The organism is Streptomyces sp. NPDC050422, assembly GCF_044458665.1.
In the GTDB taxonomy this organism is placed as follows: Bacteria; Actinomycetota; Actinomycetes; order Streptomycetales; family Streptomycetaceae; genus Streptomyces.
This window is the reverse complement of record NZ_JBITIE010000018.1, coordinates 145,324-162,907: the sequence shown is the minus strand read 5'-3', so window position 1 is coordinate 162,907 and position 17,584 is coordinate 145,324. Positions and strand designations below refer to the sequence as shown.

13 protein-coding genes and 1 pseudogene are annotated in these 17,584 nt (G+C 69.9%); 4 read left to right on the top strand and 10 right to left on the bottom strand.

What is annotated here, in order from left to right; genetic code table 11:
- Window positions 1–84: 84 nt before the first annotated feature.
- The 4 genes from ruvX to ACIBJG_RS27745 are packed head-to-tail and all read right to left on the bottom strand — an operon-like array spanning window position 85 to window position 4,034.
- Window positions 85–558, bottom strand: coding sequence for a Holliday junction resolvase RuvX (ruvX, locus tag ACIBJG_RS27760; RefSeq protein ID WP_399311499.1), 474 nt, complete (start codon window positions 556–558; stop codon window positions 85–87).
- 8 nt (window positions 559–566) lie between these two features.
- On the bottom strand, window positions 567–3,236 hold the full coding sequence (alaS, locus tag ACIBJG_RS27755) for an alanine--tRNA ligase (protein WP_399311417.1): 2,670 nt from the start codon (window positions 3,234–3,236) through the stop codon (window positions 567–569).
- The gene (locus ACIBJG_RS27750) at window positions 3,236–3,586 is read right to left on the bottom strand and encodes a DUF6167 family protein (RefSeq protein ID WP_399311415.1); all 351 of its coding nucleotides are present in this window, start codon (window positions 3,584–3,586) and stop codon (window positions 3,236–3,238) included. The genes alaS and ACIBJG_RS27750 overlap by 1 nt, the downstream gene beginning before the upstream one ends.
- 7 nt (window positions 3,587–3,593) lie before the next feature.
- Complete coding sequence (locus tag ACIBJG_RS27745) at window positions 3,594–4,034, bottom strand: DUF948 domain-containing protein (protein ID WP_399311498.1); 441 nt, start codon at window positions 4,032–4,034, stop codon at window positions 3,594–3,596.
- A 211-nt stretch (window positions 4,035–4,245) separates the two neighbouring features.
- Between ACIBJG_RS27745 and ACIBJG_RS27740 the strand changes: the two are divergent.
- Window positions 4,246–6,457: pseudogene (locus tag ACIBJG_RS27740) on the top strand (ATP-binding protein).
- Window positions 6,458–6,475: 18 nt separating this feature from the next.
- Here the strand turns inward: ACIBJG_RS27740 and rpsD are convergent.
- Window positions 6,476–7,090 (bottom strand): 30S ribosomal protein S4, encoded by a 615-nt coding sequence (gene rpsD / locus ACIBJG_RS27735; RefSeq protein WP_326735107.1) that lies wholly within the window; start codon window positions 7,088–7,090, stop codon window positions 6,476–6,478.
- Between the two features lie 188 nt (window positions 7,091–7,278).
- Here rpsD and ACIBJG_RS27730 point away from each other — a divergent pair, with 188 nt between their 5' ends.
- The gene (locus ACIBJG_RS27730) at window positions 7,279–7,980 is read left to right on the top strand and encodes a DUF2470 domain-containing protein (protein WP_399311413.1); all 702 of its coding nucleotides are present in this window, start codon (window positions 7,279–7,281) and stop codon (window positions 7,978–7,980) included.
- A 10-nt stretch (window positions 7,981–7,990) separates the two neighbouring features.
- On the opposite strand, the gene ACIBJG_RS27725 is transcribed toward ACIBJG_RS27730, so the two are convergent.
- From ACIBJG_RS27725 to ACIBJG_RS27710, 4 genes are all read right to left on the bottom strand, one after another.
- Entirely contained in the window at window positions 7,991–9,373 is a 1,383-nt protein-coding gene (locus ACIBJG_RS27725) for a replication-associated recombination protein A (protein ID WP_399311411.1), read from the bottom strand.
- A gap of 72 nt (window positions 9,374–9,445) precedes the next feature.
- Window positions 9,446–10,081, bottom strand: coding sequence for a vitamin K epoxide reductase family protein (locus ACIBJG_RS27720; RefSeq protein WP_399311409.1), 636 nt, complete (start codon window positions 10,079–10,081; stop codon window positions 9,446–9,448).
- A 324-nt stretch (window positions 10,082–10,405) separates the two neighbouring features.
- Window positions 10,406–11,668, bottom strand: a complete 1,263-nt coding sequence (hisS, locus tag ACIBJG_RS27715) for a histidine--tRNA ligase (RefSeq protein ID WP_399311407.1) — start codon at window positions 11,666–11,668, stop codon at window positions 10,406–10,408.
- Between the two features lie 13 nt (window positions 11,669–11,681).
- Window positions 11,682–12,368 (bottom strand): MBL fold metallo-hydrolase, encoded by a 687-nt coding sequence (locus ACIBJG_RS27710; RefSeq protein ID WP_399311405.1) that lies wholly within the window; start codon window positions 12,366–12,368, stop codon window positions 11,682–11,684.
- Window positions 12,369–12,516: 148 nt separating this feature from the next.
- On the opposite strand from ACIBJG_RS27710, the gene ACIBJG_RS27705 reads away from it, so the two are divergent.
- Together ACIBJG_RS27705 and ACIBJG_RS27700 are read left to right on the top strand one after the other, a co-directional pair.
- Entirely contained in the window at window positions 12,517–13,326 is an 810-nt protein-coding gene (locus ACIBJG_RS27705; RefSeq protein ID WP_399311403.1) for a peptidylprolyl isomerase, read from the top strand.
- Window positions 13,327–13,633: 307 nt separating this feature from the next.
- Window positions 13,634–14,863, top strand: coding sequence for a DUF349 domain-containing protein (locus ACIBJG_RS27700; RefSeq protein ID WP_399311401.1), 1,230 nt, complete (start codon window positions 13,634–13,636; stop codon window positions 14,861–14,863).
- A gap of 90 nt (window positions 14,864–14,953) precedes the next feature.
- Here the strand turns inward: ACIBJG_RS27700 and ACIBJG_RS27695 are convergent, their stop codons facing one another.
- Window positions 14,954–17,524, bottom strand: coding sequence for a RelA/SpoT family protein (locus tag ACIBJG_RS27695; RefSeq protein ID WP_399311399.1), 2,571 nt, complete (start codon window positions 17,522–17,524; stop codon window positions 14,954–14,956).
- Window positions 17,525–17,584 lie beyond the last annotated feature (60 nt).

Here is a 17,584-nt window from a genome sequence, read left to right as displayed (position 1 = left end):
AGCCGCGAGACGAGGTCCCGTCTCTTTGCTGTGCGGTGTTTGTTCGAACACCGCCGCATCGCGCGGAACGTTACCGTATCGCGATCAGACAACCACTTCGACGCCCTCGCCGGGTGGATTGCCCGAAGCCCGTTCGGACTCCAGAGCGTTCTGGAGGATCACCACAGCGGCAGCCTGATCGATGACGGATCGGCCCTTTTTGGACTTCACGCCTGATGCGCGCAGCCCCTGAGTGGCCGTCACTGTGGTCATCCTCTCGTCCACCAACCGCACCGGAATGGGTGCAACCGCACGGGCGAGCACGTCGGTGAACGCACGGACCTTGGCCGCCGCCGGCCCTTCACCGCCGCCCAGGGACCGGGGCAGACCGACGATGACCTCGATCGGCTCGTACTCCGCGACGATCTGCCCGAGCCGCCGGTGGGCAGCCGGGACATCGCGTCCCGGCACGGTCTCCACCGGCGTGGCGAGGATCCCGTCGGGGTCGCACGAGGCGACCCCGATCCGGGCGTCCCCGACGTCGATCGCCAGTCGGCGACCGCGGCGCATCTGCGTCATGTCCGGCGTCACGCCGTCTCGGTGACGAGGCGTTCGACTGCGGCGACGGCGTCGCCGATGGCGTGCGGGTTCTGGCCGCCGCCCTGGGCGACGTCCGGCTTGCCGCCGCCTCCGCCACCGAGGGTCTTGGCGGCGGTACGGACCAGGTCGCCGGCCTTGAGGCCGCGCTCGCGGGCGGCCTCGTTGGTGGCGATGACGGTCAGCGGGCGCCCGTTGGCCGTGGTGAACAGGGCCACGACGGCCGGCCGGCCGCCCTGGATGCGCCCGCGGACGTCGAGGACGAGCTTGCGCAGGTCGTCGGCCGAGGTGCCGTCCGGCACCTGGCCGGTGACCAGGGCGACGCCCCGTACGTCCTTGGCGGAGTCGACCAGACCTGCGGCGGCCGCCAGGACCTTCTCCGCGCGGAACTTCTCGATCTCCTTCTCGGCGTCCTTCAGCTTGCCGAGCATGGAGGCGATCTTCTCCGGGAGCTCCTCGGAGCGGCCCTTGACCAGCTCCTGGAGCTGGGCGACGACCGTGTGCTCCTTGGCGAGGAAGTTGTACGCGTCGACGCCGACGAGGGCCTCGATCCGGCGCACACCGGAGCCGATGGACGACTCACCGAGGAGCTTCACCAGGCCGAGCTGGGCGGTGTTGTGGACGTGCGTGCCGCCACACAGTTCCTTGGAGAAGTCGCCGATGGTGACGACCCGGACCCGCTCGCCGTACTTCTCGCCGAACTCGGCGATCGCGCCCTGCTTCTTGGCGTCGTCGATCGACATGACCTCGGCCTGGACGTCGAGTTCCCGCGAGAGGACCTCGTTGATCTTCTGCTCGACGTCGACGAGGACCGTGCCGGGTACGGCGGCGGGCGAGCCGAAGTCGAAGCGGAAGCGGCCCGGGGAGTTCTCCGAACCGGCCTGGGCGGCCGTCGGGCCGAGCGCGTCACGCAGCGCCTGGTGCGTGAGGTGGGTGGCGCTGTGGGCGCGGGCGATCGCGCGGCGGCGGGTGTTGTCGATGGTGGCGAGTGCGGAGGCGCCGACCGTCACCTCGCCGACCTGGACCGAGCCCTTGTGGACGGAGACGCCGGGGACCGGCTGCTGGACGTCGCGCACCTGGATGACGGCGCCGTTGTCGAGCCGGATCCGGCCCTGGTCGGCGAGCTGGCCGCCGCCCTCGGCGTAGAACGGGGTGCGGTCCAGGACGACCTCGACCTCGTCGCCCTCGGAGGCCGCGGGCGAGGAGACGCCGTCGACGAGGAGACCGACGACGGTCGACTCGCCCTCGGTGGCGGTGTATCCGGTGAACTCGGTGATGCCGGAGTTGTCGGCGACCTCGCGATAGGCGGACAGGTCCGCGTGACCGGTCTTCTTGGCCCTCGCGTCGGCCTTGGCCTTGTCCCGCTGCTCCTGCATGAGGCGGCGGAATCCGTCCTCGTCCACGGAGAGGCCCTGTTCGGCGGCCATCTCCAGGGTGAGGTCGATCGGGAAGCCCCAGGTGTCATGGAGCAGGAACGCCTTGTCGCCGGCGATGACCCGGCCGCCGGCGGCCTTGGTCTCGGTGACGGCGGTCTCCAGGATGTTGGTGCCGCCCTTGAGCGCCTTGAGGAAGGCGGCTTCCTCGGCAAGGGCGACGGTCTCGATGCGCTTGCGGTCGGTGATCAGCTCGGGGTACTGCAGCCCCATCGTCTCGATCACGACGCCGACCAGCTCGTTGACGACGGAACCGGTGGCGCCCATCAGCCGCATGTTGCGGATGGCCCGGCGCATGATGCGGCGCAGCACGTAGCCGCGGCCCTCGTTGCCGGGGGTAACACCGTCGCCGATGAGCATGACGGAGGTGCGGATGTGGTCGGCGACCACGCGGAGCGAGACGTCGGTACCCTGGGCGGCGCCGTAGCGCACACCGGTGAGCTCGGTGGCCTTGTCCATGACGACGCGCAGGGTGTCGGTCTCGTACATGTTCTGCACGCCCTGCAGGATCATCGCGAGGCGTTCGAGGCCGAGGCCGGTGTCGATGTTCTTGGACGGCAGGTCGCCGAGGATCGGGAAGTCGTCCTTGCCGTCGCCGGCGCCGCGCTCGTACTGCATGAAGACCAGGTTCCAGATCTCCACGTACCGCTCGTCGTTGACGGCCGGGCCGCCCTCGACGCCGAACTCGGGGCCGCGGTCGTAGTTGATCTCGGAACAGGGGCCGCAGGGGCCGGGGACGCCCATGGACCAGAAGTTGTCCTTCTTGCCGAGGCGCTGGATGCGCTCGGCGGGCACACCGATCTTGTCGCGCCAGATCTGCTCGGCCTCGTCGTCGTCGAGGTAGACCGTGATCCACAGACGCTCGGGGTCGAGAGCGAAGCCGCCGTCGGCCAGGGAGCCGGTGAGCAGCTCCCAGGCGTACTCGATGGCGCCTTCCTTGAAGTAGTCACCGAAGGAGAAGTTCCCGCACATCTGGAAGAACGTGCCGTGCCGGGTGGTCTTGCCGACCTCTTCGATGTCCGGCGTACGGACGCACTTCTGCACGCTGGTCACGCGCGGGGCGGGCGGCTTGACCTCGCCGAGGAAGTACGGCTTGAAGGGCACCATGCCGGCCGGGACCAGCAGCAGAGTCGGGTCGTCCGCGATGAGCGACGCCGAAGGGACGACGGTGTGACCGCGCTCCTCGTAGAAGCTCAGCCAGCGGCGACGAATTTCTGCCGACTCCATCAGTGGTCCTCATTCCGGTTGTACGAGTTGTAGGTGCGTGACGTGCGGGGAAGACTGCGGGGCGCCTCGGGCTCGGCCGCTTCGACGGCGAAGTGGCGCCGCACGGGGAGATCGGGATCGACGGGCGCTTCGAGTCCGAGCGCCTCGCCCAGTTCGGCCTCGCGTCTGACCATGCCCTCGCGGACGTCCAGGGCGAAGTCCTTGAGCTTGTGACCGGCCACGACCGCCTTGTCGGCGGCCTGCGCCGCGAGGCTTTCGGGGGTCAGCTGCTTGATCTTCCGGTTGACCTTGGCGGTGGCCCACACACCGGCGGCTGCGCCGGCGGTGAACCAGAACGTACGGCGGAACATCGCTGCGTCAGTCCTTCGATCCGCGGGAGTTTCTGGCGTTGCGCTTCTTGGCACGCGCGGAGGGCACGGTCCGCCCGACGATCACCGAGCGCCGGGTGCGCGCTTCCGGTTCGGGGCTCGCCTTGCGGCCGATGGCCTGCCGGACCCCGTAACCGAACGCCGCGACCTTGACCAGCGGGCCGCCGAAGGTGGAAGCCACGGTGGAGGTGAGCGCCGAGGCGTTGGAGGTGACTTCCTGGACGTCCGTCGCGATCGCGTCGACCTTGTCCAGCTGGGTCTGCGCGGAGCGTACGGTCGCGGAGGCGTCGGCGAGCAGCGGGACGGCCTGTTCGGTCACGTCCGCCACGAGTTTCGTGGTCGCCCTGAGCGTCTGGGCGAGCCTCACCAGCACGACGGCGAGGAACGAAACCAGGATCGCCCAGAAGACGGCCACCAGGATCCCGGCCACCTCACCACCGGACACAGTGCACCGCTCTCTGGCTTGTCGTCTGTCTGTCTTGTTTCCTGCTGTGCGGCGAGGCCGTCGCGGCGGCCGGTCACCGTCCCCCGAGCCTATCGCGCCGGGGCTCGCGCCCCGTACCGCATGACCGGCCGGCCCGGCGGGAGTTCCGGCAACGAGATTGTACGGAGCGCTTTCGGGCCAGTACTCTGTGTGTTTCATGCGACGCACTCAGCGCCCCTTTCCGTCCCCCGACGATTCGAGCCCACCGGCCGCCTCCCCCGAGGCGGCCGCACCCTGTCACCCGGGCAATCTCCCGGCGGAGCTGAACAGATTCGTGGGGCGCGACGGCGAACTGGCCGATGTCGTCGGGCTGCTGGAGCAGTCGCGGCTGGTCACCGTCGTCGGGGTGGGAGGGGTCGGCAAGACCCGGCTGGTCACCAGGGTGGCGGCGCTTCTGGAGAAACGGTACTGCGACGGGGTCTGGCTGGTGGAGCTGTCCGCGGTCCACGATCCGGCGCTGCTGGAGCACGCCGTCGTCGACGCGCTGGGGCTCACGGACCACACGAGCCGGCCGCCCCGCTCGACCCTCCTCGAACACTGCTCCGAGCGCCGGCTCCTCCTGGTGATCGACGGATTCGAGCATCTGGTCGACGCCTGTGCGGAGTTGGTACGGGATCTGCTGCGCCGCGCCCCGGGGCTGCGCGTGCTGGCCGCCGGCCGGCTGCCGCTGGACCTCGACGGCGAGAGCGGCTACCCGCTCGCGACGATGAGCGACGAGGACGCGTTGCTGCTCTTCGCCGAGCGGGCCGCCTCGGTGCAGCCCGGGTTCCGGCTGACGGAGCACACCCAGGATGCCGCTCTGGAGCTCTGCCGGCGCCTCGACGGCATTCCGCTCGCGCTGGAACTGGCCGCCGGCCGGCTGCGCGCGCTGTCGACGGAGCAGGTGCTGCAGCGGCTGGACGACCGCTTCCGGCTGCTGACCGGCGGCAGCCGCAGCGCGCTCGCCCGCCACCAGACGCTCCGCACGGCCATCGGCTGGAGTCATGAACTCTGCGCCCCGGAACAGCGGCTGCTGTGGGCCCGGCTGTCCGTCTTCGCCGGGCAGTTCGACCTGGAGGCGGCCGAGTACATCTGCAGCGGCCGCGATCTGCCGGCCGATTCGGTGCTGGACGTGCTGTCCGGGCTGCTGGCGCAGTCCGTGGTGCTGCGGGAGGAATCGGCCGTCGGCGCCCGCTACCGGATGCTGGACACGGTGCGGGAGTACGGCGCCGAGTGGCTGGCGGCCACGGGGGACACGGACCGGCTGCGCCGCCGTCACCGGGACTGGTTCCTGGGGCTGGCGACCTGGTGCGAGCTCGACTGGTTCAGCCCGCGGCAGGCGGAGGTGGCCGCCCGGGTGGAGAGCGAGCTGCCGAATCTGCGGCGGGCGATGGAGTGTTCGCTGGAGAGCCCCGAGGAAGCGCACCTCGCGCAGTACCTGGCGGGCACGCTCTGGTTCCTGTGGGTCGGCTGCGGACGTCTCTCGGAGGGTCGGCACTGGCTGGAGCACGTACGGGAGGAGGAGACGCCGTACGACACCTCCCGGCTGAAGGCGCTGTGGGTGCTCGGGTACGTCGCGGCCCTCCAGGGCGATCCGGTGGGCGCGATCTCGGCGCTCACCGAGTGCCGGGAGGAGGCGGATCTGGCGGGTGACACCGTCGCGTCGGCGTACGCGGTACACCGCACGGGCTGCCTGGCCCTGGTCACGGACGACATGACGCGCGCGCACGAACTGCTGCAGGAGGCGCTCGGCCGCTACCGGGAGCTCGGCGAGCTGAACAGCAACGTACTGATGGCCCAGGTCGAGCTGGCCATGACGGTCGGCTTCCAGGGCGACCTGGACGGCGCGGTCGTGATCTGCGAAGAGGTCCGGGAGATCTGCGAGGACCACGGGGAGCGGTGGGCGCTCAGCTACGCGCTGTACGTCCTCGGCTTCGCCGCACTCCAGCGGGGCCTCCCCGCCCGGGCCCGGGAACTGCTCGGGGAGTCGCTGGCCATCAGTCACACCTTCCACGACCGTCTGGGCACCGTGCTCAGCCTGGAACTGCTGGCACTCGTGACGGTGGTCGAGGGCGACGCGGCGGAAGCGGCTCTGCTGCAGGGGGCCGCCGACCGGATCTGGCCTTCGGTGGGGCTGCCGCTGTTCGGTTCGGCGCACTACGGCAGGCCCCGGGCCCGGTGCGAGGAGCTGGCCCGTCATGAGCTGGGCGGGGTGCTGTACGCGTCGGAGCGCGGTGCCGGCGGTGTGCTGAGCACGGACGCGGTGGTGGCCAGGGCCTTGTCGGGCCGGCCCGGCGAGCGGCGGCAGGAGGCACCGGAGTCGTCGTCCCCGAGTACGCGAAAGCCCGCCGCCTCCCCCATCGGGGAGGGGCGGGCCTGAGCGCCGGTGAAGAGCGGCTACGCCTGAATCAGCGGGCGTAGTACTCGACGACGAGCTGCTCGTCGCAGATCACGGGGATTTCCTTGCGGTTCGGGTCCCGGTCAAGGCGGAAGGCCAGGGCCTTCAGGTTCACCTGCAGGTAGCGCGGGGTCTCACCGTCGGTGTCGTAACCACCCTCGCGGGCAACCTGGAAGGGGTACTTCTCGCGGCTGCGCTCGCGGACCATGATGATGTCGTCCGGACGGACACGGAACGACGGCTTGTCGACCTTGCCACCGTTGACCTCGATGTGGCCGTGGACGACCATCTGGCGGGCCTGGTAGATCGTCTTGGCGATACCAGAACGCAGGACCAGCGCGTCGAGGCGGCGCTCGAGCTCGACGACGAGCGCCTCGCCCGTCTTGCCTTCGGCCTTCTTGGCGCGGTCGTAGGCACGCGCCATCTGGCGCTCGCTGATGTCGTACTGGGCGCGCAGACGCTGCTTCTCGAGCAGACGGACCTTGTAGTCCGAGTTCTGCTTGCGGCCACGGCCGTGCTCGCCCGGCGGGTAGGGGCGGGCCTCGAAGTACTTGACGGCCTTCGGCGTCAGCGCAATGCCGAGCGCGCGGCTCTTCTTGACCTTGGGACGCGACTGATTAGGCACGTTCTCCAGACCTCCGTTGTAGGTTAGGTTAGGCTCACCTTACTCAAGGAGATCGCATGTCTCGCCCTGGGAACACCACACACGTCACGGACAGCACAGACAGCGGCAGCACCCATAGAAGTGCTGCTACGACGGAAGGCCGATCTGATCGTGGTCAGCCGCGTCCCAGCGGGCTTGAAAACACTCGGATGCCGTCAGCAGCCGAACGCACACGAACTCTCGTACAGAGTACCTGCTCCGCGGTACTGCTCATCCCCGGGCTGGAGACCGCGGCCTCGGACCAGCTGATGCCGCTGTCCCGGACCATGGGTCCGGACGGTGATCTCTTCCTCGAACTCCCCGCTGATTCCCCGGCTGTGCGGGCCGCGACCCATGCCCAGGACGACGAGCTCACGGCCGTGCTGGAGATCACGGACGTCGCCCCGGTCGCCGTACCGCACCGCATCCGCGGCCGGGCCCGCGTCTGCGGATGGCTCACTTCCGTACCCGGGATCGCGGGTCCCGGCCGGATGCTGCTGCGGCTGGAGACGGGTGAGGCCCACATCGAGGACCTCTGGGGCGCGGAGGCGGTCGAGCCGGAGGAGCTGAGGGATGCGGCCGCCGACCCGCTCGCCGCCCACGAGGCGGAGCTGCTGCAGCATCTGCACGCGGCGCACGGCGACCGGCTGGGGACGCTGTGCGAGCTGCTCGGCGAGCGGGCGGACCGGGCCGGCACGGAGAACCCGCCGTCCGTCGTACCGGTCGCGCTGGACCGTCTCGGACTGCGGGTCCGCTTCTTCGAGCGGAACGGGCCCTGCTTCGACGCCCGCTTCGAATTCCCCGAGCCGGTGCGCGACCTGGTGGAACTGCGCCACGCCATCCGCACCCTCTTCGACGCGGCCGCGCACTGAGACCGGCCCCCTACGGGCTGTCCGGCGCACTCGCGCCGCCGGTGTCCGTGTGGCCCAGACGCTCGCGGACCCGGTCCGCGACATCCGCGTACCGCGCCTCGGCGCCGTAGCGGGTGGGCCGGTAGTAGCGCTTGTCGCGGACCGCGTCCGGGGCGTACTGCTGGGCGGCGATGCCGCCGGGGACATCGTGCGGATAGACGTAGCCCTGTGCGTGGCCGAGCTTGGCGGCGCCCTTGTAGTGGCCGTCACGCAGATGGGCCGGGACTGGCCCTGCCAGCCCCTTCCGTACGTCGTCCTGGGCCGCGAAGATCGCCAGCGTCGCCGCGTTGGACTTCGGGGCGAGCGCCAGCGCGATGGTGGCGTGGCTGAGGGTGAGCGCCGCCTCCGGGAAACCGATCATCGCGACCGCCTGGGCCGCCGCGACCGCGGTGGACAGCGCCGAGGGGTCGGCGAGACCGATGTCCTCGCTGGCCGAGATCATCAGCCGCCGGGCGATGAACCGGGGGTCCTCCCCCGCCTCGATCATCCGGGCCAGATAGTGCAGCGCCGCATCGACATCGGACCCGCGGATCGACTTGATCAGCGCACTCGCCACGTCGTAGTGCTGGTCGCCGTCCCGGTCGTACTTCACCGCCGCCCGGTCGACGGTCTCCTCCAGCGTGAGGAGGGTGATCTCCTCCTCCTGCTTGGACATCGCCGCACCGGCCGCCGCCTCCAGCGCCGTCAGTGCCCGGCGCGCGTCACCCCCGGCGATGCGCAGCAGATGCGCCTGGGCGTCCTCGGACAGCGTCACCGCGCCGCCGAGTCCGCGCTCGTCGGTCAGGGCACGGCGCAGCAGGTCGCGGAGGTCGTCGTCGGTCAGCGACTCCAGCGTCAGCAGCAGCGAGCGCGACAGGAGCGGGGAGATGATCGAGAAGTAGGGGTTCTCGGTGGTCGCGGCGATCAGCGTGACCCAGCGGTTCTCCACGGCCGGGAGCAGGGAGTCCTGCTGCGCCTTGGAGAAACGGTGGATCTCGTCCAGGAACAGGACGGTCTCCTTGCCGTAGCCGCCGGTGGCGCGACGGGCGCTCTCGATCACGGCGCGTACTTCCTTGACGCCGGCGGTGATCGCGGAAAGCTCGACAAATCGTTTGTTCGTGGCTTTGCTGACCACGTACGCCAGGGTCGTCTTCCCGATGCCGGGCGGGCCCCAGAGGATCACCGACGACGGCCCGGCCGGTCCCCCGCTCCCCTCGCCGACGAGGCGGCGCAGTGGCGAGCCCGGCTTGAGCAGATGCTGCTGGCCCATGACCTCGTCGAGGGTTCGAGGACGCATCCGGACAGCGAGAGGGCTGCTGGACGGGTCCTTCTCCTGGCGGTCTTCGGCAGCTGCGGTAAAAAGGTCGGGCTCCACGTTTTGAAGCCTATGTCACCGCACTGACATCCCGGCCGGGCCGGGACGGGGCCGGCACCCCGGGCAGGCCGCTCAGCTGGTCCAGAAGTCCCACCAGCGGGTCAGGATCAGCATGCCGATGATGCCGATCCACAGGACGGGGGGCACCCAGTGGAACTCGGTGAGGCCGTTGCGCAGCCAGTTCGGCGCGGGAATGATCCGGTGCTTGATGTTGTGCGTGGTGACGTAGCAGAACATGAGGATCGTGGCGACCCAGGCCAGGCAGCACCACAGGCACAGCGAGTTGATGTTGTACAGCGACTGGTACTGGAGCCAGGTGCAGAAGCCGACGCCGAACAGCGTGCCCGCGTTCATCCCCAGCCAGTACCAGCCGCGGAAGCGCGCTCCGGCGAGCAGTGCCAGACCGATCCCGATGATCACGGGGTAGGTGGCCATGCCGAGCCACGGGTTGGGGAATCCGAAGGCCGACGCCTGCTCGCTCTTCATGATGTTGCCGCAGGCCACCACCGGGTTGAGACTGCAGCCCGGGACGAAGGTGGGATCCTCCATCATCTTGAGCTTGTCGAGCGTGATGACCCAGGCGGCGAGGAGTCCGGCAGCGCCCGTGATCACCAGCAGCAGTGCCAGCGCGCGACTGCCGCCGATGGTCCTCTTCCCGCCGTCCTCGTCCTGGTAGGAGGAGGGGTGGTCAACCGCTGCAGTCGTCATATCGCCGTTCCGTCAGTGAGTGGCCTGCTGGGGCACGGTCATTGTGCCGTACGGGCGCACCGGTCTTCCGTTCGATGAACATAAAGATGCGCGCACCGGTGCGGACTCACACGGCTGGGAACCAGGGGGTGTTGGGCCGCCACCGCCGTGCTGAGCGGCTCTGCGCACACCCTCGGAGGAGATGCGGCCCGCTCTCTGGTGTCACGTCCGCCTCCGGACCGGAATCGCCCGGCAGGATGAATACGCGCCCACCAGGTTGACGGCAGGGCTGTGGGGCGGGTCCCCGTCGCGGGCAGGCGGCTCGGCCTGCCCGCAACGGCTGGTTCACGCGAGGCGCGTGCGGACCGCCTCGGCCACATCGGCCAGGGGCACGGCCGTCTGCTCGCCGGACTCCATGTCCTTGAGCTGGACGTTCCCCTCGGCCAGGTCGCGCTCTCCGGCCACGATCGTGAAGCGCGCGCCCGAGCGGTTGGCGCTCTTCATCGCACCCTTGAGACCGCGGCCTCCGAACGCGAAGTCCGCGGCCACGCCTTCGCGGCGCAGCTGGGTGACGACGCCGAACAGCACACGCCGCGCCTCCTCGCCCAGCGGAACGGCGAAGACGCTGGTGGTGGAGGGCAGTTCGAGCTCGATGCCCTCCGCCTCCAGGGCGAGCACGGTGCGGTCCACGCCGAGCGCCCAGCCGACCGACGGCAGCGCGGGGCCACCGATCATCTCGGACAGGCCGTCGTACCGGCCGCCGCCGCCGACCGCCGACTGCGAGCCCAGACCGTCGTGGACGAACTCGAAGGTGGTGCGGGTGTAGTAGTCGAGGCCGCGGACGAGCTTCTCGTCGTCCTCGTACACGACACCTGCCGCGTTGAGCAGGTCCCGGACCTCCTCGTGGTACGCCTTGCAGGCGTCGCACAGGTAGTCGCGGAGCACGGGTGCGCCGGTCAGCTGCTTCTGAACCTCGGGGCGCTTGTCGTCGAGGACCCGGAGCGGGTTGATCTCGATGCGCCGGCGGGTCTCCTCGTCGAGGTCGAGCTCGCGCAGGAAGCCCTGGAGCGCGTCGCGGTAGACGGGCCGGCACTCCTTGTCGCCCAGCGAGTTCAGCAGGATGCGGAACTCGCGCAGGCCCAGGGTGCGGTACGCCTGGTCGGCCAGGATGATCAGCTCGGCGTCCAGGGCCGGGTCCTCGGCACCGATCGCCTCGGCGCCGACCTGCGAGAAGTGGCGGTAGCGGCCCTTCTGCGGGCGCTCGTAGCGGTAGTACGAGCCGGAGTACCAGAGCTTGACCGGCAGGTTGCCGAGCTTGTGGAGGTTGGCCTCCAGGGCGGCGCGCAGGACGGACGCGGTGCCTTCGGGGCGCAGGGCGAGCTCGGAGCCGCCCTTGGTGGTGAGGGTGTACATCTCCTTGCTCACGATGTCGGTGGACTCGCCGACGCCGCGGGAGAAGAGGGCCACGTCCTCGAAGCCGGGGGTCTCGATGTAGCCGTAGCCGGAGTTCTTCAGCGGTGCGGAGATCGCCTCACGCACGGCGAGGTACTTCGCGGAGTCGGGCGGGGTCAGGTCGTACGTGCCCTTGGGGGCCTTGAAGGTGCTCACGATTTCGCTCTCGTCACATTCCTCGTCGGGGCGCGTCCATACCGTTCAGATACGGATTGGTGGCGCGCTCGCGGCCGATGGTCGTCTGGGGGCCGTGGCCGGACAGCACCACGGTCGAGTCGTCGAGCGGCAGGCACACACGGGCCAGCGACTCGAGGAGCTCGGCGTGGTCGCCGCCGGGCAGGTCGGTGCGTCCGACGGAGCCGGCGAAGAGCAGGTCGCCCGAGAAGAGGATCTGCGGAACCTCCGCGACCTCGGGCATCCTGAACGTCACCGACCCCTTGGTATGGCCGGGCGCATGCGAGACGCCGAACTCCATGCCCGCCAGCAGCAGCTGCGCACCGTCGCTCAGCTCCTTGACGTCGTCCGGCTCCCCCACTGTCAGCTCGCCCATGAGCGGCATCCCGATGGAGCGGCCGAGGGCCTTCTCCGGGTCACTCATCATGTAGCGGTCCTCGGGGTGGATCCAGGCGGGGACGTCGTGCGCGCCGCACACCGGGACGACCGAGGCGACGTGGTCGATGTGGCCGTGGGTGAGGACGACGGCGACGGGCTTCAGCCGATGCTTCTTCAGCGCTTCCTCGACCCCGGAGGCGGCCTGGTGGCCCGGGTCGATGATCACGCACTCCTCACCTGCGGCGGGGGCGACCAGGTAACAGTTGGTCCCCCAGGCCCCGGCGGGGAACCCGGCAATGAGCACGATCGTCCTTAATGGTCGTTTGACGAGGGAGGTCGGCTGCGAGGTCGCAGCAGTTCAGAGCCTACCGGCGCTCCTCATTCCACAGCTAACCCATATACGGTACGGGGCAACCCAGGCCCGATCACACGACGTACAAGGAGATCACCCGGTGGTCAGCAGCGATCAGCGGCGGCGGCAGCTCGCCAGGGAGAAGTTCGAGCGGCAGCAGCAGCGCCGGGAGGAGGCCCGCCACAAAACGCGGCGGCTGACAGTCATCATCGCCTCCGCGGTGGCTGTGGCGGCGGTCATCGGTGGTGCTACGTACTTCGCCACCAGCGGCAGCGACGACAAGGACAACAAGGCCGACGCGGCCGCGAGTCAGAGCCCGTCGGCCGCTGCCTCGCCCACTCCCACTCCCACGGCGAGCGAGAAGACCGCGCCCGAGCCCGCGATGAAGATCGACAAGAAGTCGACGTACACGATGTCGCTCAAGACGAGCCAGGGCGACATATCGTTCGCGATGGACGCGGCGAAGACGCCGCACACGACGAACTCCTTCAAGTCGCTGGCCGACAAGAAGTTCTTCGACGGCACCAAGTGTCACCGGCTGACCACGGACGGCATCTTCGTCCTGCAGTGCGGCGACCCGAAGGGTGACGGAACCGGTGGTCCCGGCTACACGATTCCCGACGAGAACCTGACCGCGCTGGGCAAGGCGGGCGCCGACGGCACGGTGACATACCCGGCCGGCACGGTGGCGATGGCCAACACCGGCCAGGCGCACACCGGCGGCAGCCAGTTCTTCCTCGTCTACAAGGACAGCAAACTGCCGCCCAGCTACACGCCGTTCGGCACGATGGACGCGGACTCGCTGAAGGCCGTCGAGGCCATCGGCAAGGCGGGAGTCGCCGGCGGCGCTGCCGACGGTGCACCGAAGAAGGCCGTGAACATCTCGAAGGCGGCCGTCGACAAGGGCTGAACCGCGGCCGGGCCGGCCGGATCGGCCCCAGGTCCTGTCTGGAATCCCGCGTAGTCCGCGCGAAGCGCGGGCGCAGCGGCGGTCGGTGCGTGCGATCGGTGCGCGTGCCGGGTGTCGGGGCGCAGACGCGGGACTTCGGACAGCCTCAGGTGCCGGTCGGGCCAATTTCGGCCGCGCTGAGTGCGGACAGCCGGGCGACCCGTCGCCTAGATTGGCGTTGTGCAGGGCGGGCGCAGCCCGCCCCAGGAAACTGTGGACGATGCCAGGGGGGCCAACCCCCTCACGGGCATCAGGTGGAGGAGGCGCTGTGACCAGCGACCCGTGGGGCCGTGTCGACGAGACAGGCACCGTGTACGTGCGTACAGCCGATGGCGAGCAGGTCGTCGGATCGTGGCAGGCCGGATCTCCGGAGGAGGCCCTGGCTTATTTCGAGCGCAAGTATGAGGGCATTGTGGTCGAAATCGGCCTCCTCGAACGGCGGGTGAAGACCACCGACCTGTCGGCGAAGGACGCGACGACCGCCATCGAGCATCTGCGCGGGCAGGTCGACGAGCACCACGCCGTCGGCGACCTGGACGCCTTGCGCAAGCGGCTGGACGCGCTGGTCGCGACGGTCGACTCACGGCGCGAGGAGCGCAAGGCCCAGAAGGCGAAGCAGACCGACGAGGCGAAGCACGCCAAGGAGGCGCTGGTCGTCGAGGCCGAGGAGCTGGCGCAGAGCGAGCAGTGGCGCTCCGCGGGCGAGCGGCTGCGCGCACTCGTCGACACGTGGAAGGGCCTGCCGCGGCTCGACCGCAAGTCGGACGACGAGCTGTGGCACCGCTTCTCGCACGCGCGCTCGGCGTTCTCCAAGCGCCGCAAGGCCCACTTCGCCGCGCTGGACGCGCAGCGCGAGGATGCCCGCAAGGTCAAGGAGAAGCTGGTCGTCGAGGCCGAGGCGCTCTCCAGGTCCACGGACTGGGGCGCGACGGCCGCACGCTACCGCGACCTGATGACCGACTGGAAGGCGGCGGGCCGCGCCCAGCGCGAGGCCGAGGACGACCTCTGGGAGCGTTTCCGCGGCGCCCAGGACGTCTTCTTCGCCGCGCGCAGCGGGGTCTTCGCGGAGCGTGACGCGGAGCAGGGCGAGAACCTCCAGCTCAAGGAGGAGCTCGCCGTGGAGGCCGAGAAGCTGGTGCCGGTGAAGGACCTGAAGGCGGCCAGGGCCGCGTTCAGGTCTCTCAACGAGCGCTGGGAGGCCATCGGCCATGTGCCGCGTGACGCCCGCCCGAAGGTCGAGGGGCGGATGCAGGCGGTGGAGCGCGCGCTCCAGGAGGCCGAAGAGTCGGAGTGGCGCCGGACCAATCCGGAGGCACGGGCCCGTGCCGCGGGTCTGACCGGGCAGCTCCAGGCGGCCGTCGACAAGCTGCGTACGCAGATCGACACCGCTCGCACCTCGGGCAACAACTCCAGGGCCGACAAGCTGGCCCGTGAGCTGGAGGGCCGGCAGGCCCTCCTGGACCAGGCGCTCAAGGGCCTGGAGGAGTTCGGCGGCTGACCGAGCCGCGGCAGGGCATGGAGCGGCCCCCGGTACGCGATACGTACCGGGGGCCGCTCCATGCCCTGGGACGTGCCCTCAGGCTCTCCGTTACGGCCTGCGGGCCGAGGTCACCCGGTAGACGTCGTAGACGCCCTCAACGCCCCGTACGGCCTTCAGGACGTGGCCCAGGTGCTTGGGGTCGCCCATCTCGAAGGTGAAGCGCGAGGTGGCCACCCGGTCGCGGGACGTCTGCACGGCCGCGGACAGGATGTTGACGTGCTGGTCGGACAGGATCCGCGTGACGTCCGACAGGAGCCGGGACCGGTCCAGCGCCTCGACCTGGATGGCGACCAGGAAGACAGAAGACTGGGTGGGGGCCCACTCGACCTCCAGGATCCGTTCCGGCTGCTGGGACAGCGAGTCGACGTTCACGCAGTCGGCCCGGTGCACGGAGACGCCGCTGCCCCGGGTGACGAAGCCGATGATCGGGTCGCCGGGCACGGGCGTGCAACAGCGGGCCAGCTTGACCCAGACGTCCTCGACGCCCTTGACGACGACGCCCGGGTCCGCCTTCGCCCGGCGCTTGTTGCGGCCGTGCGAGGGCGGGGAGCTCTCCGCCAGGTCCTCGTTGGCCGCGTCTTCGCCGCCGAGCGCCTGCACAAGCTTCTGTACGACGCCGGCCGCCGCCACATGTCCCTCGCCGATCGCGGCGTAGAGGGACGAGATGTCGGGGTAGCGCATCTCGTGGGCGAGGGTGACCAGGGAGTCGCCCGTCAGGATCCGCTGGATCGGCAGGTTCTGCTTGCGCATGGCCCGCGCGATGGAGTCCTTGCCCTGCTCGATCGCCTCGTCCCGGCGCTCCTTGGAGAACCAGGCACGGATCTTGTTGCGGGCCCGCGGCGACTTGACGAAGCCGAGCCAGTCGCGGGAGGGCCCGGCGCCGGCCGCCTTGGAGGTGAAGACCTCGACCAGGTCGCCGTTGTCGAGCGTCGACTCGAGCGGTACGAGCCGCCCGTTGACCCGTGCGCCTATGGTCCGGTGGCCGACCTCCGTATGGACGGCGTACGCGAAGTCGACCGGTGTCGCCCCCGCCGGAAGCGCTATGACGTCGCCCTTGGGCGTGAAGACGAAGACCTCGTTGCGGGAGAGGTCGAAGCGCAGGGACTCCAGGAACTCGCTGGGGTCCTCGGTCTCCTTCTGCCAGTCCAGGAGCTGGCGCAGCCACGCCATGTCGTTGACGGTGTCCTGGCCGCGGCCGGTGTTCTTGGGGACGTCGGTGCGCACCTTGGAGGCACCCGCGACGGCCTCCTGCTTGTACTTCCAGTGCGCGGCGATGCCGTACTCGGCACGGCGGTGCATGTCGAACGTACGGATCTGCAGCTCGACGGGCTTGCCGCTGGGGCCGATCACCGTGGTGTGCAGTGACTGGTACATGTTGAACTTGGGCATCGCGATGTAGTCCTTGAACCGGCCGGGGACCGGATTCCATCGCGCGTGCACCGTGCCGAGCGCCGCGTAGCAGTCGCGGACCGTGTCGACGAGCACCCTGATGCCCACCAGGTCGTAGATCTCGGCGAAGTCCCGGCCCCGCACGATCATCTTCTGGTAGACGCTGTAGTAGTGCTTCGGCCGTCCGGTGACGGTGGCCTTGATCCGGGCGGCACGCAGGTCGGACTGGACCTCGTCGGTCACTATGGCGAGGTATTCGTCGCGCTTGGGCGCCCGCTCGGCGACGAGACGGACGATCTCGTCGTACATCTTGGGGTAGAGGATCGCGAAGGCGAGGTCCTCCAGCTCCCACTTGATGGTGTTCATGCCCAGGCGGTGGGCCAGCGGGGCGTAGATCTCCAGCGTCTCGCGGGCCTTCTTCTCCTGCTTCTCCCGCTTGAGGTAGCGCATGGTGCGCATGTTGTGCAGCCGGTCGGCGAGCTTGATGACGAGGACCCGGGGGTCCTTGGCCATGGCGACGACCATCTTGCGTACGGTCTCGGCCTGCGCGGCCTCGCCGAACTTGACCTTGTCCAGCTTGGTGACGCCGTCGACCAGCAGGGCGACCTGGTCGCCGAAGTCGCGGCGCAGGGTGTCCAGGCCGTACTCGGTGTCCTCGACGGTGTCGTGCAGCAGACCCGCCATCAGCGTGGCCGGATCCATACCCAGCTCGGCGAGGATCGTCGTCACGGCGAGCGGATGCGTGATGTACGGGTCGCCGCTCTTGCGCTTCTGGCCGCGGTGCCAGCGCTCGGCGACCTGGTAGGCCTTCTCGATCTGGCGCAGCGTGGACGACTCGATCTTGGCGTCGTTGATGCGGACGGTACGCAGCAGCGGTTCCAGCACCGGGTTGTACGGGCTGGAGCGCTGGACGCCCAGGCGGGCCAGCCTGGCCCGGACCCGGTTGGACGAGCCGCCGCCTGTACGGGCGACCGGTCCCGCGGGGGTGGCCGGCGTCGCCGCGGGTTTGGCGGGCGGCTTCGGTGCGGTGGGGGCCGGGGAGGCGGGGACGGCCGGCTGCGCGGGGGAAGCGGGCGCGGGCCCGTTCGCCTCGGCGGGGGCCGGGCCCGCCCCGGGCTCGGGCGCCGGGGGCTTCGGCTTCTCCGCGGGCTGCTGCTTCGCGGGCGTGGCTGGGGCCGCCTCGGGCTTGTCGGGCTGCGGGGCGGCGACTGGCTGGGCCTCGTCTGGCAAGAGCGCTCCTCGTGCGGATCCGGACACCCGGAAAGGCCATCGTATCGACCCTGCGGCCGG

What these genes read in the sequence shown, in the direction of transcription:
- ruvX (WP_399311499.1), bottom strand. Translation starts at nt 558, where the DNA reads ATGACGCAGATGCGCCGCGGTCGCCGACTGGCGATCGACGTCGGGGAC.
- alaS (WP_399311417.1), bottom strand. Translation starts at nt 3,236, where the DNA reads ATGGAGTCGGCAGAAATTCGTCGCCGCTGGCTGAGCTTCTACGAGGAG.
- ACIBJG_RS27750 (WP_399311415.1), bottom strand. Translation starts at nt 3,586, where the DNA reads ATGTTCCGCCGTACGTTCTGGTTCACCGCCGGCGCAGCCGCCGGTGTG.
- ACIBJG_RS27730 (WP_399311413.1), top strand. Translation starts at nt 7,279, where the DNA reads ATGCCGTCAGCAGCCGAACGCACACGAACTCTCGTACAGAGTACCTGC.
- ACIBJG_RS27720 (WP_399311409.1), bottom strand. Translation starts at nt 10,081, where the DNA reads ATGACGACTGCAGCGGTTGACCACCCCTCCTCCTACCAGGACGAGGAC.